At 30.1% G+C, this 18,698-nt stretch carries 16 protein-coding genes; 13 read left to right on the top strand and 3 right to left on the bottom strand.

Translation table 11 applies throughout. From position 1 onward, the window contains the following. From ATE90_RS00740 to ATE90_RS00710, 7 genes are all read left to right on the top strand, one after another. Entirely contained in the window at positions 1-1,260 is a 1,260-nt protein-coding gene (locus ATE90_RS00740) for an L-lactate MFS transporter (protein WP_101450589.1), read from the top strand. 231 nt (positions 1,261-1,491) lie between these two features. Next, positions 1,492-1,800, top strand: coding sequence for a hypothetical protein (locus ATE90_RS00735; RefSeq protein ID WP_036782705.1), 309 nt, complete (start codon positions 1,492-1,494; stop codon positions 1,798-1,800). 147 nt (positions 1,801-1,947) lie between these two features. Continuing rightward, a complete protein-coding gene (locus ATE90_RS00730) occupies positions 1,948-2,937 on the top strand; it encodes an aspartate-semialdehyde dehydrogenase (RefSeq protein WP_101450587.1) in 990 nt (329 codons plus the stop codon). A gap of 10 nt (positions 2,938-2,947) precedes the next feature. Then, positions 2,948-3,994, top strand: a complete 1,047-nt coding sequence (locus ATE90_RS00725) for a ferredoxin--NADP reductase (RefSeq protein WP_101450585.1) — start codon at positions 2,948-2,950, stop codon at positions 3,992-3,994. A 21-nt stretch (positions 3,995-4,015) separates the two neighbouring features. Beyond that, a complete protein-coding gene (locus tag ATE90_RS00720) occupies positions 4,016-4,681 on the top strand; it encodes a LysE family translocator (RefSeq protein ID WP_036782696.1) in 666 nt (221 codons plus the stop codon). Between the two features lie 180 nt (positions 4,682-4,861). After that, positions 4,862-6,721 carry a hypothetical protein gene (locus tag ATE90_RS00715; protein ID WP_036782693.1) on the top strand — a complete coding sequence of 620 codons (1,860 nt, stop codon included), beginning with the start codon at positions 4,862-4,864 and terminating at the stop codon, positions 6,719-6,721. Positions 6,722-6,725: 4 nt separating this feature from the next. Next, on the top strand, positions 6,726-8,549 hold the full coding sequence (locus tag ATE90_RS00710; RefSeq protein WP_036782689.1) for a T9SS type A sorting domain-containing protein: 1,824 nt from the start codon (positions 6,726-6,728) through the stop codon (positions 8,547-8,549). 63 nt (positions 8,550-8,612) lie between these two features. On the opposite strand, the gene ATE90_RS00705 is transcribed toward ATE90_RS00710, so the two are convergent. From ATE90_RS00705 to ATE90_RS00695, 3 genes are all read right to left on the bottom strand, one after another. Then, positions 8,613-10,469 carry a M1 family metallopeptidase gene (locus ATE90_RS00705; protein ID WP_036782686.1) on the bottom strand — a complete coding sequence of 619 codons (1,857 nt, stop codon included), beginning with the start codon at positions 10,467-10,469 and terminating at the stop codon, positions 8,613-8,615. Between the two features lie 66 nt (positions 10,470-10,535). Next, positions 10,536-12,266, bottom strand: coding sequence for a S8 family peptidase (locus ATE90_RS00700; RefSeq protein WP_235317671.1), 1,731 nt, complete (start codon positions 12,264-12,266; stop codon positions 10,536-10,538). Then, positions 12,259-13,104, bottom strand: coding sequence for an MBL fold metallo-hydrolase (locus tag ATE90_RS00695; RefSeq protein ID WP_036782683.1), 846 nt, complete (start codon positions 13,102-13,104; stop codon positions 12,259-12,261). Before ATE90_RS00695 ends, ATE90_RS00700 begins: the two co-directional genes overlap by 8 nt. A 700-nt stretch (positions 13,105-13,804) precedes the next feature. On the opposite strand from ATE90_RS00695, the gene ATE90_RS13495 reads away from it, so the two are divergent. From ATE90_RS13495 to ATE90_RS00670, 6 genes are all read left to right on the top strand, one after another. Beyond that, entirely contained in the window at positions 13,805-13,975 is a 171-nt protein-coding gene (locus ATE90_RS13495; RefSeq protein ID WP_156105366.1) for a hypothetical protein, read from the top strand. Positions 13,976-13,998: 23 nt separating this feature from the next. Next, a complete protein-coding gene (locus tag ATE90_RS00690) occupies positions 13,999-14,715 on the top strand; it encodes a hypothetical protein (protein WP_143741092.1) in 717 nt (238 codons plus the stop codon). A gap of 210 nt (positions 14,716-14,925) precedes the next feature. Further along, positions 14,926-15,942, top strand: coding sequence for an HNH endonuclease (locus ATE90_RS13620; protein WP_052107471.1), 1,017 nt, complete (start codon positions 14,926-14,928; stop codon positions 15,940-15,942). 602 nt (positions 15,943-16,544) lie between these two features. Beyond that, entirely contained in the window at positions 16,545-16,817 is a 273-nt protein-coding gene (locus tag ATE90_RS00680; protein WP_036782677.1) for a hypothetical protein, read from the top strand. 275 nt (positions 16,818-17,092) lie between these two features. Next, entirely contained in the window at positions 17,093-18,151 is a 1,059-nt protein-coding gene (locus tag ATE90_RS00675; protein WP_101450583.1) for a BspA family leucine-rich repeat surface protein, read from the top strand. Between the two features lie 45 nt (positions 18,152-18,196). Next, entirely contained in the window at positions 18,197-18,631 is a 435-nt protein-coding gene (locus ATE90_RS00670; protein WP_180335160.1) for a T9SS type A sorting domain-containing protein, read from the top strand. The last annotated feature ends 67 nt before the right edge of the window (positions 18,632-18,698 follow it).

Genomic DNA, 18,698 nt, shown 5'->3' with positions numbered 1-18,698 from the left:
ATGAACACACCAAAGCTAAAAAATAGATGGTTAATTGCAGCATCTGCTGTGGGTATTCATATTTCCATAGGATCTGTGTATGCATATTCTGTAATGACAAATCCAGTAAAAGAAATATTTGATGTTGAAGGAAGTGTAATTAAATGGGCGTTTAAAATTGCCATTTTATTATTAGGGTTGTCAGCAGCACTTTTGGGTCGCTGGGTAGAAAAAGTAGGTCCAAAAATTAGCGGAACCACAGCAGGAATTTTATATGGAATTGGTATTTTAGGTTCAGGTTTAGCAGTTGAAATAGAATCTCTAACCCTATTTTACTTATTTTATGGAGTTATCGGTGGAATCGGTTTAGGAATAGGATATATAACACCAGTAAGTACATTAGTAAAATGGTTTCCAGATAGAAGAGGATTAGCAACAGGAATGGCAATAATGGGGTTTGGTTTTGCCGCATTAATTTTTGGTCCAGCAATGGCGAAATTATTTGAAATCGTTGGAGTTTCAAATGCATTTTACATTTTAGGAGTAATCTACATGATTTTAATATTGACATCTTCAAGATATATTGAAAGACCTCCTGAAGGTTATCTTCCTGCTGGCTTTAAAGAAGGTGAAGGAAAAATAATTGAAGAAGATATTTCTAATATTACCGCAAATGAAGCGCTAAAGTCTACTCGTTTTTATTACATATGGATTATGATGTTTATTAATATTGCCTGTGGCATTGCAATTATTTCTGCAGCTAGTCCAATGATGCAAGAAAAATTAAATTATTCACCCATGGAAGCGGCAGCAATTGTTGGTTTTATTGGGGTTTTCAATGGTTTAGGTAGAATTATTTGGTCTTCATTGTCAGATTATTTAGGAAGAGCAAATACTTTTATTATTTTCTTTGCTTTCCAAATTTTAGCATTTTATTTCTTACCAAAAATTGGAGTTGAAAGTATTTTCTTAATTGTACTTTTTACCGTAATTACTATGTATGGAGGTGGTTTTGCAACATTACCCGCATTCTTAGGTGACTTATTCGGAACCAAACAACTGGGAGCAATTCACGGAATGGTATTGGCTGCTTGGGCATTAGCAGGTGTTATTGGACCTACAGTTTACGATATGGTTAAGGAACAAACTGGTTCTTTAGATACAACTCTGGTCATTTTTGCAGGATTATTTATAATTGCGCTAATTGTTTCTATTATGATGAAGATTTCAATTACAAAATACAAGGGTTTAAAAGTTCAAAAATTAAGTGCGGTAGCATAATTCATTTTATTTAAACTAAATAATAGAGAAACACTCACATATGGGTGTTTCTCTATTTTAAAAAAGGATTTTGTGTATTAATAATTAATGTATATCTCGCCATAAAGAATTTAACCAAAACAATTGTTATGAAGTATTTATTAGTTGCTATAGCCTTATTTTTATGTGTTAATATTAAATCCTAAGAGCTGCCAAAAAAATCTAAAATATTCGTTGGAGTAATTAACCAATATGGTAAAAAAAAATGCAAAAGGAAGAATTGTTAAAATTACAGACTCTACCCTTGTTCTAAAAAAAAGAAATGAATCAATGATAATTCCTTCCAATGAAATCACTTATTTGAAAACAAAAAGATCTAATAAGTACAACGCTATAGTCCGTGCTAATTATTTTTTATTATCACCTATTATCCTTAGCTCTGGAGCTAGTATTGGTTATATAACTACTCTTTTTAACCAATCTAAGCAATATTTATTTACCGGAGACATTGCGAAATGGAAAAGGTTTAAAGAAGGTATGTATAGTCCTCAAAAATATTAATTTTCAATCAAATCGTTTAATTTTAAACATCAGGATTTTATTTGCTAAATTTTTAAACTTTCTATGATTTATTGGGGTTTGTGTAATTTGTTTCACCCTTTTTTTTAAGATATTTGCAGCTCTATTTAAATAATTAAATTTAGGGCAATGAAAATAGCTGTAGTTGGTGCAACCGGAATGGTTGGCACAGTAATGTTAAAAGTATTAGAAGAGCGTAACTTGCCGATAACAGAATTTATTCCTGTTGCATCAGAAAGATCGGCTGGAAAAAAATTATCTTACAAAGGAAAAGAATATACCATTGTAACTTTAGCCGATGCTTTGAAGATGAAACCAGATATTGCGCTATTTTCGGCTGGCGGAGATACTTCTATGGAATGGGCTCCAAAGTTTGCTGAAGTTGGGACAACTGTAGTAGATAATTCTTCTGCATGGAGAATGGATCCTACTAAAAAATTAGTAGTTCCAGAAATTAATGGTGATGTTTTAACAAAGGATGATAAAATTATTGCAAATCCAAATTGTTCTACAATACAGTTAGTAGCTGCTTTATCTCCTTTACATTTAAAATATAAAATGAAGCGTGTAGTAATTTCTACCTACCAATCTGTTTCTGGTTCAGGTGTAAAAGCGGTTCAACAATTAGATAATGAAGAAGCTGGTATTGAAGGTGAAATGGCGTATCCTCATAAAATTGGAAGAAACGCAATACCTCATTGTGATGTTTTCTTAGAAAACGGATACACAAAAGAGGAAATGAAATTGGTTAAAGAACCAAAGAAAATTTTACGTGATGATTCTTTTTCTGTAACGGCAACTGCTGTTAGAATACCGACTTCCGGTGGGCATTCTGAAGCTGTAAATGTTCAGTTTGAATATGATTTTAATTTAGCTGAAGTTCGTCAAATATTAACAGATACTCCAGGTATTATTGTTGAAGATGATTTAGCAAACAACGTGTATCCGATGGCAATAAATGCTCATGATAAAGATGAAGTATTTGTTGGACGAATTAGAAGGGACGAATCTCAAGAAAATACATTAAATTTGTGGATTGTTGCGGATAACCTAAGAAAAGGTGCAGCTACAAACACAGTTCAAATTGCCGAATATTTAGTAGCAAATAATTTGGTGTAAAACATATTTAATGTCAGCATTTTACAAAGTAAACATACAAGAAATCCAACAAGAAACTGCAAATGCAGTTTCTGTTCTATTTAACATACCCGAAAACTTAAAATCTAATTTCAACTTTAAATCTGGGCAATATATTACGTTGCAAAAAGAAATAAATGGCAGCGAAATTAGAAGAGCCTATTCCATTTGCTCTACTCCACAAAGCGGAGATATCAGAGTCGCAATAAAAGCAGTTGAAAACGGAAAGTTTTCTACCTATGCAACCTCTCTTCTAAAAGTTGGTGATGAAATTGAAATTACTGCACCAGAAGGACGTTTTTTACTAAACCCTGAGGCAAACAAAAATTATATTGGTTTTGCTGCTGGTAGTGGAATTACACCAATTTTATCCATGATTAAAACAGTTTTAGAAACTGAAGCATCTGCAACATTTACTTTAGTTTATGGAAATAAATCTGAGGCAGACACCATGTTTCATTCTGAATTAAATACGCTTAAAGCATCTTTTTCAGATAGATTTAATTTACATTATATTTTTAGCAGAGAGAACGTAAAAAATGAATTAAGAGGCAGAATTGATGAAAATGTTACCAACTATTTTGTAAAGAACATGTACAAAGAAACTTCTTTTGATCAAGTTTTTCTATGCGGGCCAGAAGAAATGATTCATGAAGTTTCAAAAACTTTAGAGAATAATAAAATTACTAAAGAAAATATTCATTTTGAATTATTTACAGCTACTGTTGATGAAGAAGCTGCTTCTGAAGTTAAAGAAGGAACCACAGAAATTACTGTTTTGTTAGATGACGAGAAAACTACGTTTACCATGGAACAAACAGATAATATTTTAGCTGCAAGTTTGCGCAAAAACATAGATGCTCCATATTCTTGTCAAGGTGGTGTTTGTAGTTCTTGTTTAGGGAAAATTACAGAGGGAAAAGCGGTTATGGTTAAAAACTCAATTTTAACAGATAGTGAAATTGAAGAAGGTTTAGTTTTAACCTGCCAAGCGTATCCAACAACGCCAAAAGTTACCATAGACTTTGATGATGTATAAAATTCCGTATTTTTGTTAAATATGGATATTTACGACTTTAAAAATGCTTTAATAATAGGTTTTTTTATGGCTTTCATGATTGGCCCTGTTTTTTTTATGCTGATTCAAACTAGTATTTTAAAAGGAGCTAGAGCCGCCATTGTCTTTGATCTAGGAGTAATTATTGGTGACCTTACTTTTATTTTAATTGCGTATTACGGAAGTAGACCTTTATTAGAAAAAATAAAGGACGATCCACGATTATTTTTTATTGGTGGCTTGGTTTTAGTCATTTATGGGTTAATAACATACTTCAACAAAGAAAATAAAAAAGAAGCACTAGAATCTGCTAAAATTATAGAAGTCCCTATTAAAAATAATTATTTAAAACTCTTTTTAAAAGGCTACTTTTTAAACTTTATAAATATTGGTGTGCTAGCTTTTTGGTTAGGAACCGTTTTAGTAATTGGTCCTGCTTTAAAAATGGATCAAACTGCAATTTTTTGGTACTTTGGTACGATACTAATTAGCTATTTTGTTACAGATTTAGGAAAAATAGTTTTAGCTAAAAAACTGAAAAATAAAATGACCCCGCGTGTAATTTATAGAGTAAAGAAAATTATGGGAATTATTTTAATTATTTGTGGTGTATTTTTAATGCTCAAAGGATTTATCCCAAGTGAAAAAATAGATAAATTAATTCAATAACCTTCAACTACTAATTAAGACCCTATTCTTAACAAAATTTTGTTTGCTCTTTTGTTTCAAAATACTAGACAATTTTCGGCAAAATATATTAAACACTATCATGTTCATACTTTTTATTAAAAATAAACACACCTATTTTGCATAAAATACTATATATTTAGTTTATTTAAAATAAAAATTATGCAAAAACTAACTTTTATTATTGTATTCTTTTTTACAATTCAACTTACTTTAGCACAAAAAGGAAATTACAATGCAGGTTCTTTATCTTTACAGAATGTAACCTCTGGAGAGTATAATATAGCCGTTGGCGATTCTACACTTTACAATACTACTTCAAGTTCATATAATACCGCATTGGGTTTTGCTGCTGGTAAAAATATAACTACTAGCACTCAAACTCAAACAGTATTTTTAGGCTATAAAGCAGGGTACCATAACACTAGCGGTTTTGATAATACTTTTATAGGTTTTTTAGCAGGATATTTCAATACAACGCGAGGTGATAATACTTTTATAGGAAATGCTGCAGGTTTTAATAATACAGAAGGAGATAATAATACCTTTTTAGGTGAGTCTGCAGGTTTAAATAGTACAATAGGAGATGACAATACTTTTATAGGGCACAAAGCAGGAGGAGCTTCTTCTGACTTTGTTTCAGCAAGTAATGGTGTTGTTAGTCCTGCTGCAACAAATCCAACAACTGGTTCCGATAATACAGCAGTTGGCTCTTATGCACTAAACCGTTTAACCTCTGGATATCGAAATACAGCTATTGGTAATTATGCTGGCATCGATTTAACTACGGGTTACTACAATACTTTTGTAGGAGATTCTACAGGTACAGATGTAGGTATAGGGAAATACAATACTTTTATTGGGCAAGCAGCAGGAGCATCAACAGAACATACTTCTGGCAACACTTTTGTAGGTTATAGATCTGGCTGGGACAATAACAGAACAAACACCACTGATAATAGGGCAACAGAGAATACTTATTTTGGTTACAGAGCAGGGCACACGAACAGAGAAGGAAGTTACAATTTAATATTAGGTGCAAGAGCAGATTTTAATGGTGTAGGTTATAATAATTTTAATCGTTATAATGTAGGTTTAGGGTATGGAGTTATCATTGGTGGTAACAAGACCATTGCCATAGGTGCATCTTCTAAAGTAACTGCCAACAATGCCATTGCAATTGGCTTTGAGTCAGAGGCAACTATTGCAAATACTATGGTTCTGGGTGGAGACTTAGTTACAAACAGGGTTAGTGTTGGTATAGGCACAAAAACACCAAATATAAAAGCCAGTTTAGATTTAGCAGATACTGATAAAGGTTTTCTGGTAAACAGGGTTACCAATGCACAAAGGACAACACTTGGAGAAAGCCTAATTGCAGATGACATTGGAATGCTAGTTTATGACACTGAAGATAAAGTATTATATACATGGAAAGGAGATGCTTGGTCTTCTTCTACAATAGATGGTTTAGATGCAAGAGTCACTGCTTTAGAAACTAGAGCGAATAATTCAAGTACAGATAAAACACCGTTGTTCTTTAATTATCAAACTGCTATTTTAAATGTTAATAATGAACCCTTATTAAATACAACTGTATCTTTTAGAATTAGTATTTTAAAAGACACCAGTTCTGGCACAAGTGTATACCAAGAAACCCATAGTGCAACCACAAATAGCAAGGGTTTAGCAGGCTTTAAAATTGGAAATGGAGCTGTTGTAAGTGGTACTTTTAGCACTATTGAATGGTCCGATGCTATTTACTTTTTAAAAGTAGAAGCAGATGTTGCAGGAGCCACTAGTTATCAAGATTTCGGGACTACTCAATTAGTAAGTGTACCTTATGCTTTACACGCAAAAACAGCTGATAGACTTACAGGTGGGGCTTCTGCTAAAATAGCAAGTAAAGTTTCGAATGAGATAAAAAAAGATAGCAAAAATGATATTGAAAATCTTAAAAATGAAGTAAAAGCATTAAAAGCTATTGTAGATAAATTAGAAAAAATGATCAAAAACAAGTAATTAAATGGTAAGAAATTTTATCTTTTTATTATTGTTTTTAACCAGTTTACAAACAATTTCTCAAAGTTTACAAAATCAAGTAATTGGCGGTGCTGGTCAATTTACATCGCAAAGTAATAATTCTATGGTTTATGCTTTGGGTGAGGTTAGTACAGATATCTTAAATAATGGAACAAATACTTTATCTCAAGGGTTTTTGCAAGGGGCAACATTATCGGGTATTTATTGGAATGGTTCCGTAAACACAAACTGGTTTAATTCTGCAAATTGGGATGGAGGTATATTGCCCTCATCTACAAATAATGTAATTATTACAAATTTATCTAATTCACCTATTTTAGAAACTTTAGAATCTGTAATTCAAAATTTGGAATTAAGAGCCAATGCATCTTTAATTATTAAAAAAGACGGTGCTTTAACTGTAAATAATGATTTAACAAACTTAGGAAACTTAACTATAAATGCTGATATAAACACCAGTGGTGTTTTATTTGTCAAAGGTACGTCAAATGGCAATGTTACTTACAATAGAGGAGGCTTGTTAGCTAATAAATGGAGTCTATTAACGACTCCGGTAAACAATCAAAAGATATTAGAGTTTGCCCAAAATTTGAGCAACGAGATTCGAGTAAACACTTCTGTTACTCCAAATAGATATGCTATTGCGTATTACAATGATTCTAATGTTATTAATCCCAAATGGGAATATTTTGACACCAATACAAATTCATCATTCACTTTTGATATTGGTACTGGTTTTTCTCTTTCTAGAAATTTTGATGGTAATGTAAGTTTTTCAGGAGATTTAACAACTACCAGTATAAATAAAACTGTTATCGCTAATCAATGGAATGCAGTAGGAAATTCTTACACAACCTACTATCCTCTTAATAAAAATGGTGATAATAATTTTTTAGAAGATAATTCTACAAATATAGCTATACCAGCTGCTTATATTTGGGATAAATCTCAAGAAAAATATACACCAATAACTAATTTAGTAACATCTACAGAACAATTTATAACACCTGCTCAAGGTTTCTTTATAAAATCGAATACAGCAACAGCTTTAAGTTTTGATTCTAATAAAAGAAACATAAAACCATCTACTGGCTCACATACTTTTAATAAAAATTCTTCTGAAATTCCATTTATAAAATTATTTACGGTTCAAGGGGAAGTGAAAATAAATACAGATATTATATATTCTACAACAGCAACAAAAGGATTTGATTCTGCAGAAGACATAGAAAACTTTGAAGGTGCTAACTTTGACGTTAATACTCATTTATTAGAAAATTCTGAAAGTAAGAATTTTACAATTCAATCTTTACCTGTATCAGAAATAGAGAGTTTAGTTGTACCTATAAGTTTAAAAGGACAAGCAAATAATGCATTTGTATTTTCTTTGAATGCTGTAGATTTTCCAGACGCTATAAAAATTTATTTGGAAGATAGGCTGCTAAATTCTTTTGTAAGGTTAGATGAAGATAATTCCGAATATAAAATAACTTTGACCGAAAATATAAATGGTATAGGAAGATTTTATTTACATACTACTTCCCAATCACTCTCTACTCCAAATTTAGAAGCTTTAGAAAAAATTACTATTTACAAATCTGACAATAAAACGCTGGTTGTTAAAGGCTTAAAAAATGAAATAGCAAAAATTAAAATATTTGATATATTAGGAAAACAGGTTTTTGACACAAAATTTAATGGCATGCCTCAGAACAACATAAAAATTCCTAATTTGAAATCAGCAGTTTATTTAGTAGAATTAATTACTACAAATGGGAGAAAAAATAAAAAGATAATTATAGACTAAGATTAATAAGTATAAAAAAAGTGAGGCTTTTACCTCACTTAAATCACTAACTTTTTTATCTTTTTATTCTACTGTAAACCTATTATTTTCTAAATTCATATCTGCCATCAAACCACTTTTATCAATCGTAACCGATTTCACTTCTTTAGAAACCTCAAAAGTATACGTTGGATATGCCCAACCCCAATCTTCAATAACAGTTGCAGATGTTGGTTTTGCTCCTCTCATCATTCTTAAGGGAATGTTATAGTTTTGTTTTGTACCATCTGTATAAGTAACTTCTAAATCAATTGGCATTGGTATTTGACCTATTCTTTCTAAAGTAATTTCATTGCCTTCAACAGATTTTATACCATAATCTATTGTATGTAAAGTCTGAGTCCATTCGTTTAAATACCAGTCTAAATGAATACCAGAAACTTTTTCCATAGAACGTTTTACGTCGTTTGGCGTTGGATGTTTAAAACTAAAATCAGTAAAGTATTTTTTGATTCCTTTTGCTGTATTTTCTGCACCAATAATATATTCTAATTGCGCTAAAAATATATTTCCTTTTGAATAACTTGCGGTTCCATACCCCCAATTTGTATCATATCTATCTGCGTGAGTGGACAAAGACTCTTCAAAACCTCTAGAAACAATTGCCCTATAACCTCTATAAGAACCAGCATGTGGATTTTCTTTATTCTCTTTTAAAATTTCATTTTCAGCTTTGTTAGAGATATAAGATGTAAAACCTTCATCCATCCAAGGGTGCAAACTTTCATTGGTTGCTAGTAAAAACTGAAACCAAGTATGTGCCATTTCATGCGCTGTAACTCCAAAAAGACTTCCAAATTTACGCTGTCCAGTAATTAATGTAGACATGGCATATTCCATTCCTCCATCTCCACCTTGAATTACAGAATATTGTTTATAAGGATATTCACCAACATGTTCAGAAAAATAGGTCATCAATTCTGCAGTTTTTGGCTGTAAATCTTTCCAATTTTTTAAATACTTTTCTTCCAAAGTTTTCTTATAGTAAAAATGTAAATCGATTCCGTTTTCCATTTTTAAAACATCGTGAATATATGCTGGATCTGCAGCCCACATAAAATCATGAACTCTTGGCGCTTTAAAATGCCAGGTTAACTTATCGCCCTTTGGCAACTTTAATTCTTTGCTTGCATCTTCATAACCATGACCAACTTCTTGCGGGTTTTGCACATATCCGGTGCCACCAACAACGTAATTTTTATCAATATGAAGTGTTACATCAAAATTTCCCCAAACTCCATGAAATTCTCTCGCAATATAGGGTGGTGTATGCCATCCTTCAAAATCATATTCTGCCATTTTAGGATACCATTGAGCCATAGAAAGCGCAACATTTTCCTTACTATTTCTTCCTGATCTTCGGACTTGTATAGGAACTTGAGCATCAAAAACCATATCAAAAGTCACACTTTCTCCAGATTTAATTGGGGTATTTAAAGTAACCTCTAAAATGGTTCCTACCGTATTAAAATTAACTGCTGCTCCATCCTGTTTTAAGGTACTTACTTTAATATAACCAATTTCATTTGGCATTAATTTGCTAATTCTATCTTTTACTCTTCTGTCTGGATCTTTAATATTTAAAGAACGAACATCCATTTGAGAGCCTGGTTGAAAGGCATTAAAATACAAATGATAAAACACTTTATTTAATTCATCTGGGGAGTTATTTGTATACACTAACTTTTGTTTTCCTTTGTACTGATAGTTGTTCGCATCTACATCAATATCCATAGTGTAATCTACATGTTGTTGCCAATAAGGAGAGCCAAAATTCATATCAGTTTTTTTATTTTTTTCTGATAAAGTATGAACTTCCTTTATTTGAGCGCAAGAAATTATTATTACAGATAATAGTAATAGAGAGAGTATTTTTTTCATTTTAAATTGGATTTAATTTGTTATAAAAATATATAAACTAGAAAGATTCGTTGACGTTTTGAAACGTTATTTTTTACTCGATAAAAAATCTGCTAATCGCAAGGCATTGTATGCATTTATAATTCTACCTGACACTGATAATTCTGAGAAAGAAATTAATTCTCCTTTTTGATTTTCCTCAGTTTGTGAACCTGGTTTTATAACATCAAAAGTTATTTTTACACCAGAATTCATCAAAATATATTTTACATTTTTTGCTGTCAAACCAGGGTAATAAGAACGAATTAATGCCGCTACTCCTGCTGTTGAAGGTGCCGCCATTGAAGTTCCACTTAAGGGTTCGTATTCGTCTTTTGGAATTGTAGAATATACATCTACTCCAGGTGCAAAAATATCTACATTTGTTTGACCGTAATTAGAAAAACTGGCAGGTAAATTTTCATTAAAATACAAACTACTCGCTCCAATTGTAATTACATTATCTATAAATTCGGTAACTAAATCTTTAGAATCCGTTGGATATGATTTTCTTACATCCATGTTTTTACCATCATTACCTGCAGCATTTACAATTAAAACATCTTTACTTGCTGCATATTTTAAAGCATCATAAACCCATTCTTTGTTTGGTGAAAAACGTTTTCCAAAACTTGTATTGATGATTTTTGCTCCATTATCTACTGCATATCTTATTCCCAAAGCAACATCTTTATCGTGTTCATCTCCATCAGGAACAACTCTAACGGTCATAATTTTTACATTATTTGCAACACCAATTGCTCCCAGATTATTATCTCTTGAAGCCGCAACAATACCCGCAACATGTGTTCCGTGTTTTTCTAAAACTTTAGAACCAATTACATTGTTATTCCCATAAAATTTATCATTTATATTGTACAAATCATCTCCTAAAGATTGGCGAAAATTCATCTCTAAATCATACCCTTTTATCGCTTTTTCTAATTCATTTCTATAAGCAACTACTTGCTGAGTATAGTCTTTTAAATCAGACTCAGTCATTCCTTGTTTTAGAATATTAATCACATTTTTAACTTGCAGAATAAGCGTTAAACTTGTTGGCTCTATACTATCTAAAATGGTTTCTGTTAAAATCTCTTTTTTAGAAAATTTCTTAACAGCATCAAAATTCCCTTGAATTTGTTTTAAATTTTCTAAAGTTTGATTCATTTCTAGAATTTCATATTTCTTTTCAGAAATTGTTACACGAAATTCATTTTCTAATTTTAAATATTGCTGAAATTCTTCTTGATTATTTTCAGCAATTTCTACTTCTTTTTTATCTCCAAATTTCTCTTTTCCTTTTTTAACAATTCTAGTAATTTCTAATTGATCTGTATTTACAATCTTTCCTTCTTTATTTCCTAAGAAGTTCCATCCAAAAACATCATCAACGTAACCATTATTGTCATCATCTTTATTGTTGTTTGCTATTTCATCAATATTAATCCAAAGTACTTCTTTTAAATCTTCATGCTCAATATCTACTCCAGAATCGGCAATAGCTACGATAACTTGTTTTCCCTTTTTACCTTCTAAAAATTGATAAGCTTTTTCCAAGCTCATACCTGCAATGGAATCTTTTAAGATATCTGCATGAGACCAAGTTTTCATTTCTTCATCAGATAAAATTCCTTTTTTAGCAGGTATGGTTATTACGGCATCAAAATTTGGTAATTTAATAACTGATTGAGTTGATTTACAACTCACGAATACAAGTGCAATTATTGCACTAAAAAGGATTGATTTTAAACGCTTCATTTCTCTTCTTCTATTCATTAAAAATTTCTTTAAATGTATGTGTAGTATTTAATCGGACCCCTTTTTCTGTATGCTTTACTGTACAGATTTCATTATGTGCATCGTGTTCTAAAAAAAGGTAATAATTATTGTCTGCCGCTTCGTTTAAAAAAGCAGCTTTTTCCTTGATTGTGAGCAAAGGCCTCGTATCATACCCCATTACATACGGCAAGGGAATATGCCCAACGGTTGGTAATAAATCTGCCATAAAAACCAACGTTTTCTCTTGATATTCTATTTTTGGAAGCATTTGTTTTTCTGTATGCCCATCCATAAATAAAACATCAAAACCTACTTGATTTTTTGCATTTAAATCAATAAAATTTAATTGTCCACTTTCTTTAATAGGATTTATATTCTCTTTTAAAAAGGAAGCTTTCTCTCTTGGATTTGGCTCTGTTGCCCATTTCCAATGATTTTTATTAGACCAAAATTTTGCGTTTTTAAACGCAGGAATTAACAGCTGGTTTTTATCTCTTTGGATAACACCTCCACAATGATCAAAGTGTAAATGTGTTAAAAAAACATCCGTAATATCATCTCTGTGAAAACCATATTTTGCCAATGAAGCATCCAAAGAAAAATCTCCAAATAAAAAATAATAGCTATAAAATTTTTCTGATTGTTTTGCCCCTAAACCGGTATCCACCAGAGTTAAACGATTTCCATCTTCCACAAGCAAACAACGCATGCTCATGTCTATTAAGTTATTTGAATCTGCCGGATTCGTTTTTTGCCAAATTGATTTTGGTACAACGCCAAACATTGCTCCTCCATCTAATTTGAAATTACCAGTTTCTATAGGATATATCTTCATTGTAAAAAATTAAAACCATTAAATTATCTATAAAAATAATCATTTAATGATTTATAATCTCATCAAAATTAATTTGATTTTGATGTTTACAAAGATTCATAAAAAAAGATGTTTTTGTGTTAAGAAAAATCCAAATATTTTAGGAATCACATATGTAAAGTAAAGGAATTCCTTTGGAAGAAAAACTTGGTTTATGAAACTGCTGGCAACTTTTATTTTACTTGAAAACTTCGTAATTTTTAAAGTTTCAAAAATATAAATCGCAAATCCTGAAAAATCACCTAGATATTAATTTTCGAATTAATGGAATTTCTGTAGCATTGTCTGGTGGTGACGTTTAAAAAATAACTTGTTTTTTTTGTTACAAAACAACCTTTATCATTAAAGCTGTATATTCTTTTTTGTGAAATCGTTATTCAGTTTAAGTAATTTGTAGTTACACACCTTCAAATAATCTTTAATTTCTTTATTTAATAAAGATGTTTACGGAAACCCATAATTCTAATCCACTAATTTTAATTAATTTTATGAAATAAATAATGACAAACAGAAAGTTGTATTATCTAGAGGTATTCAACCGAAATCAAAATATTTAGTATAGATATAAGTCGTTGTATGTAATACAAAGAAATAACTCTAGATAAAATATATTTGTTTTGGAATGAAAATTGAAGTATATTTAATACAAACTTAAAACATTATGAAAAAAATCGTTTATTCTATATTTGGTAAACCGATACCTAAATCAAAAGGTGTTAGAGGAACTAATTCAGGGAAACTTATCATAGATAAAAAAGTATTTTACAAAAGAGAAGATGTAAAACGCACGATTGAAGATATCAAGCAATCAAATTTTGAGTTAACACATTAAAAAAATTGACTTATAATCTATTCTTGATACCAATAATGGCTGGTTATTTTATCCTAACCAACTCATCATTATTAAAGTACAATTCACAACGACTTACTAGAAGCAGAATTCTATTCGAATCAATTTTAATTGGAGTAATTACTATTGGAATCGGATTTATAATAAGGACAGTTGTTCAGAATATTTCCCCAAATATTATTCCTTATTTCCTGAACAAACTTAACAAAGTGCCTTTTGAAAAGCCTGATTATTTTTGGACTTTCATTTTTTCTTGTTTATTATCTATCATATTTTTTCTATTCCTTGAAGCATGTATATTATACTTTTATAGCAAAAATGACTCTGTCGTATGGGCTGTTAAAAAGAACGGAGATGAGTTAGAGACACTTTTAAAGGATTCTGCTCTAAATGGGCAAACAATTCAACTCACATTATCTAATCATAAAGTATACATAGGTTTCTGTGAGGAAACACCAATCCCTCAAAAAACAAATTACATATCGATAAGTCCAATTCTGAGTGGTTATAGAGACCCAAAAACAAAAAAATTGACTATAACTACTAATTATTTTAAAGTCATTGATGAATTTATAAAAGATATAGAAGCACAAGAAGGAATAGAACTAGAAAAAATAACGCTAAATACTGACATAGTAATAAAACAAGATGAAATTATAACTGCTGGTATTTACGAACAAGAAATATTTGACAAATTCAATAAAAAGAGTAAATCGAAATAGTACTACACACAAATTAATTGCTGGTTTTAGCCAATTTACGAAAGTCCTCACTTCACTTTCTTGGTTTGGTTTTATTTAGTAAATATAATAACTACTTTATTGATCAGATAAAGTAAAGAACAACGTTGGAGAAAATAAAAAACTGAAATATAAAATAAAATTAAACACTTTCATAAAAGTTATTATTTTTGAAATAAAACAAAAAGATAGATGCTATTATTAAGTAATATTTTTTTTCAAGGACAAACATCTCCTGCAATTTTTTTTACTGCATTACTAGCAGTAGGTTTATTTGTTATAATAATATTTGTTATTGGAGGTGCTGAAGAAAAGAAGGAGCTTAAACAAAAAGATAATTGGATAAAAAATAATTCACAAAAACTAAAAATCCAAGATGATTTTCTTTTAAAGTTTATTTCACCTTTATCTAAACTAACTCCAAAATGTAATAAATGTAATAATGATGTTTATAATATTTGGGATATAAGTTCTTATGAATTAGACTTAAGATGTTCAGGTTGTAAAAAAATATATAAGATTGATTTAGGGGATGATTCTAAAATTGCAATTAATTCCCTTACTGAATACATTGATTTTGTTAATGAATCATATAACAATCCAAATGAAAAAATTAAAAAATATTTAATAGATAAATTAACATTTGATTTTTCTTCTTTAAGAAGTAATCAACCATTAATTAAAGCTATAATGTTTCGAACTTCTTCTATAAAAACTGCTAATTCAAGTAGATTAAATTTTAAATTAATTGGCTATTCTAACTATCTTAGTTTTAATGAAAATGAATGTTTTGAAGAAGGTAATATAGGTTTTAAAGATTTAGATAATTACTTTGACTTAGAAGATGAGCAATATAAAATAGATATAAAAAGAGCTTTTGACGAAAATTCTGATAAAAATCAAGTTACTGTTAAAATACCCGCATTAATATTTGGTGTACAAAAACAAGTTACTTTTTTTAGAAATGGTATTCCCAAAAATGAAACAAATGATTTAGGCAATATACCCAGGAAAAGTAGAAGAATTTCTCAACTTACAAAAGATAAGGTTTGGAGGAGAGATGAAGGGAAATGTGTGGAGTGTAGTTCTAATGAAAAATTAGAATTCGACCATATAATACCTTTTTCAAAAGGAGGTTCTAATACTTACAGAAACATTCAGCTCTTATGTGAACCTTGTAATAGAAGTAAATCCGATAAAATTGGTTAAAACTATCTGGCATAAATTAATTTACAAAATAAACTCATTAACGTTTGACGGCTTATATTTTGATATTAAAATAAAAAGAAATCAAATTATTAGAATTCGTATTTGGTAGTAAAGAACTATTAAAATATTGTTGAATTCTAAGTATTAAGTATCTAATTAATAATTACATTCATCGAACGTAAATCATACTAAAAGTATACCTCAACAAAGTACGTTTTATCAAGTAGGCATATCACCTTCCTTTAATTCAGCTATTTCTAAAATGCAAAATTCAATCTTAATTCTATTGATAAGTTTTTTTGTTGAGGGTTGTTATAACTCAATAGAAAATAAAATTTCTAGAGTAAGAGTTTTAAAGGTGGTATTCTATTAGATAGGTATTCAAATGTTGATAATTTATTTGATTTATCATTCATTTTATTTAATGCCTTTTTTAAAAATTGAGAATTGTGGATGTATTGACTTCAAAGGCATTCTCAAATTTTAAAAATGTTAGCCAAATGGCGAATGAATGACATAATATGGTAAAATAACCTTGTATTACGGAAAACCATAAAATTCTTTAAAACATTGATTGTAAATTTATTTAAAAAAAACATTCTATGTTAGAAGAAGCAATAAATGACATCGCAAGAATCACAAATATTTTTCCTGATATTAAAGAAATTACTATAACAAGTAAAAACCATATTACTATTTTCTTTGTTAGTCAAGAACTGCAATCAGAAACCTTTACAAATTCTATTGATTTATTGGAATGGTGTGAAAAAAATCTAAAATCCAAACTTGATGATGTAAGACCTAAGAATAGAATAGCATCCTTTCTTTATGGTTTGAAAATAAAGAGAAAATCACTTATAAAAACAATGCATTAAAGACTGAATGTTGTTTAAATATCTAAATATTATTAATATCAGATGCGAGCGTTGGGTGGTGTGGCTATTTTACATAATGGCGTTATAACTACTTTAGTATTAAAACTGCGCATTATGTAAATATTGCTTTGGGTAGTTGTCTTTATGCTTATAATCTGAATTTTAAAATAACTTGTTGCTATTACTTAAATAATTAAAATTTCATCAATGATTTATATCATAAAATACTTTTATAATAGTAACTACTTTCGAAGTTTAAATTAAAAAAAAATGCTATGAAAAAACTATTCTACTTACTTTTCGCTTTTACCTCGTTTGTGTATTCACAGACACCAATTACAGATGCCAACTTTCAAACTGCAATCAACACCTGTTTAATAACCAACCCAACAGATGGCTTATGCAGTGACAGTGAGTATGGTTCTATGCCAGGTTGGGATGTTAGTAAGGTCACTAACATGAATCGTGCATTTTGGCAGAAATTCAAATTTAATGGCGATATCAGTTCTTGGGATGTGAGCAATGTTACTAATATGTATGGTATGTTTGAGAGAGCGACCTCATTTAATCAAGATTTAAACACTTGGAATATGGGTAGTGTTACTAATATGAAGGAAATGTTTAAAGATGCATCGGCATTTAATGGCGATATCAGTTCTTGGGATGTGAGCAATGTTACTAATATGTATGGTATGTTTTCTTCGGGTACTGTCGGTACGACAATTGCATTTAACCAAGATATTGCTTCTTGGGATGTGACCAGTGTTACCGATATGAGCCGTATGTTTTCCCTATCCTCTTTTAACCAAGACATCGGTGCTTGGGATGTAAGTAGTGTAACCTATACGATTGCTATGTTCATGTATGCTTATGATTTTAATCAAGATATAGGTGATTGGGATGTAAGTAGTGTGATTGATATGAGTGGCATGTTCATCCATGCTCATGATTTTAATCAAAACATAAGTGATTGGGATGTGAGTAGAGTGACTAATATGGGAGGTATGTTTAATAATGCACATTCTTTTAATCAAGATATAGGTGGTTGGGATGTGAGCAATGTGACTAATATGGAAAGTATGTTTAAAATTGCATCTTCTTTTAACCAAAATATAGGTGCTTGGGATGTGAGCAATGTGACTGTTATGAACGATATGTTTTACGACGCAACTTTTTTCAATGCGGATATAAGCCAATGGGATACGAGTAGTCTGACGATGATGTATCGTATGTTTTATAACGCAACTTTTTTCAACTCAGATATAAGTTCTTGGGACTTGAGTAGTGTTATGAATATGAATAGTATGTTTTCTAACGCAAATTCTTTTAACTAAGACATCGGTGCTTGGGATGTGAGTAGTGTTACTAATATGAACGAAATGTTAGACAATACTAACATATCTATTGAAAACTATGATGCTATTTTAAAAGGTTGGTCTTCAATACAATTAAAACAAAACGTTACTTTAGGAGCTAGAGGTTTAAGTTATTGCAATTCCGTACTAGAAAGGCAAACTTTAATTATGACTTATAACTGGAATATAGAAGATGAAGGATTAGACTGCTCTATTGCAAGTACAGTAGATTCAGAATATACTTTAGTTACTCTCTATCCAAACCCTACAAAAGATTTTCTATTTATAAATGGAATTGAAAACCCAGTAAATATTAATATTTACAATTTATTAGGAAAAGAAGTAATGTCTGCAATGACTTCAAATAAAGTAGCTGTAAAATCATTACCAAATGGAGTTTATCTAATTCGTATTAAAGATGGTTTAAAAGAGACAATAAAGAAGTTTATTAAAAACTAAACCATTGCCATATCTAACAATTAATGATTAATTAACGGATCTTTAATAAAAGTTAGTTTTAATTAAA

The sequence above is a fragment of the Polaribacter sp. Hel1_33_96 genome (genome assembly GCF_002846595.1).
GTDB lineage: Bacteria > Bacteroidota > Bacteroidia > Flavobacteriales > Flavobacteriaceae > Polaribacter.
This window is presented reverse-complemented; position numbering and strand designations above follow the sequence as displayed.

What these genes read in the sequence shown, in the direction of transcription:
- ATE90_RS00715 (WP_036782693.1), top strand. Translation starts at nt 4,862, where the DNA reads ATGCAAAAACTAACTTTTATTATTGTATTCTTTTTTACAATTCAACTT.
- ATE90_RS00725 (WP_101450585.1), top strand. Translation starts at nt 2,948, where the DNA reads ATGTCAGCATTTTACAAAGTAAACATACAAGAAATCCAACAAGAAACT.
- ATE90_RS00670 (WP_180335160.1), top strand. Translation starts at nt 18,197, where the DNA reads ATGTTAGACAATACTAACATATCTATTGAAAACTATGATGCTATTTTA.
- ATE90_RS00680 (WP_036782677.1), top strand. Translation starts at nt 16,545, where the DNA reads ATGTTAGAAGAAGCAATAAATGACATCGCAAGAATCACAAATATTTTT.
- ATE90_RS00740 (WP_101450589.1), top strand. Translation starts at nt 1, where the DNA reads ATGAACACACCAAAGCTAAAAAATAGATGGTTAATTGCAGCATCTGCT.
- ATE90_RS00700 (WP_235317671.1), bottom strand. Translation starts at nt 12,266, where the DNA reads ATGAATAGAAGAAGAGAAATGAAGCGTTTAAAATCAATCCTTTTTAGT.
- ATE90_RS00705 (WP_036782686.1), bottom strand. Translation starts at nt 10,469, where the DNA reads ATGAAAAAAATACTCTCTCTATTACTATTATCTGTAATAATAATTTCT.
- ATE90_RS00730 (WP_101450587.1), top strand. Translation starts at nt 1,948, where the DNA reads ATGAAAATAGCTGTAGTTGGTGCAACCGGAATGGTTGGCACAGTAATG.
- ATE90_RS13495 (WP_156105366.1), top strand. Translation starts at nt 13,805, where the DNA reads ATGAAAAAAATCGTTTATTCTATATTTGGTAAACCGATACCTAAATCA.
- ATE90_RS00695 (WP_036782683.1), bottom strand. Translation starts at nt 13,104, where the DNA reads ATGAAGATATATCCTATAGAAACTGGTAATTTCAAATTAGATGGAGGA.
- ATE90_RS13620 (WP_052107471.1), top strand. Translation starts at nt 14,926, where the DNA reads ATGCTATTATTAAGTAATATTTTTTTTCAAGGACAAACATCTCCTGCA.
- ATE90_RS00720 (WP_036782696.1), top strand. Translation starts at nt 4,016, where the DNA reads ATGGATATTTACGACTTTAAAAATGCTTTAATAATAGGTTTTTTTATG.
- ATE90_RS00675 (WP_101450583.1), top strand. Translation starts at nt 17,093, where the DNA reads ATGAAAAAACTATTCTACTTACTTTTCGCTTTTACCTCGTTTGTGTAT.
- ATE90_RS00710 (WP_036782689.1), top strand. Translation starts at nt 6,726, where the DNA reads ATGGTAAGAAATTTTATCTTTTTATTATTGTTTTTAACCAGTTTACAA.
- ATE90_RS00735 (WP_036782705.1), top strand. Translation starts at nt 1,492, where the DNA reads ATGGTAAAAAAAAATGCAAAAGGAAGAATTGTTAAAATTACAGACTCT.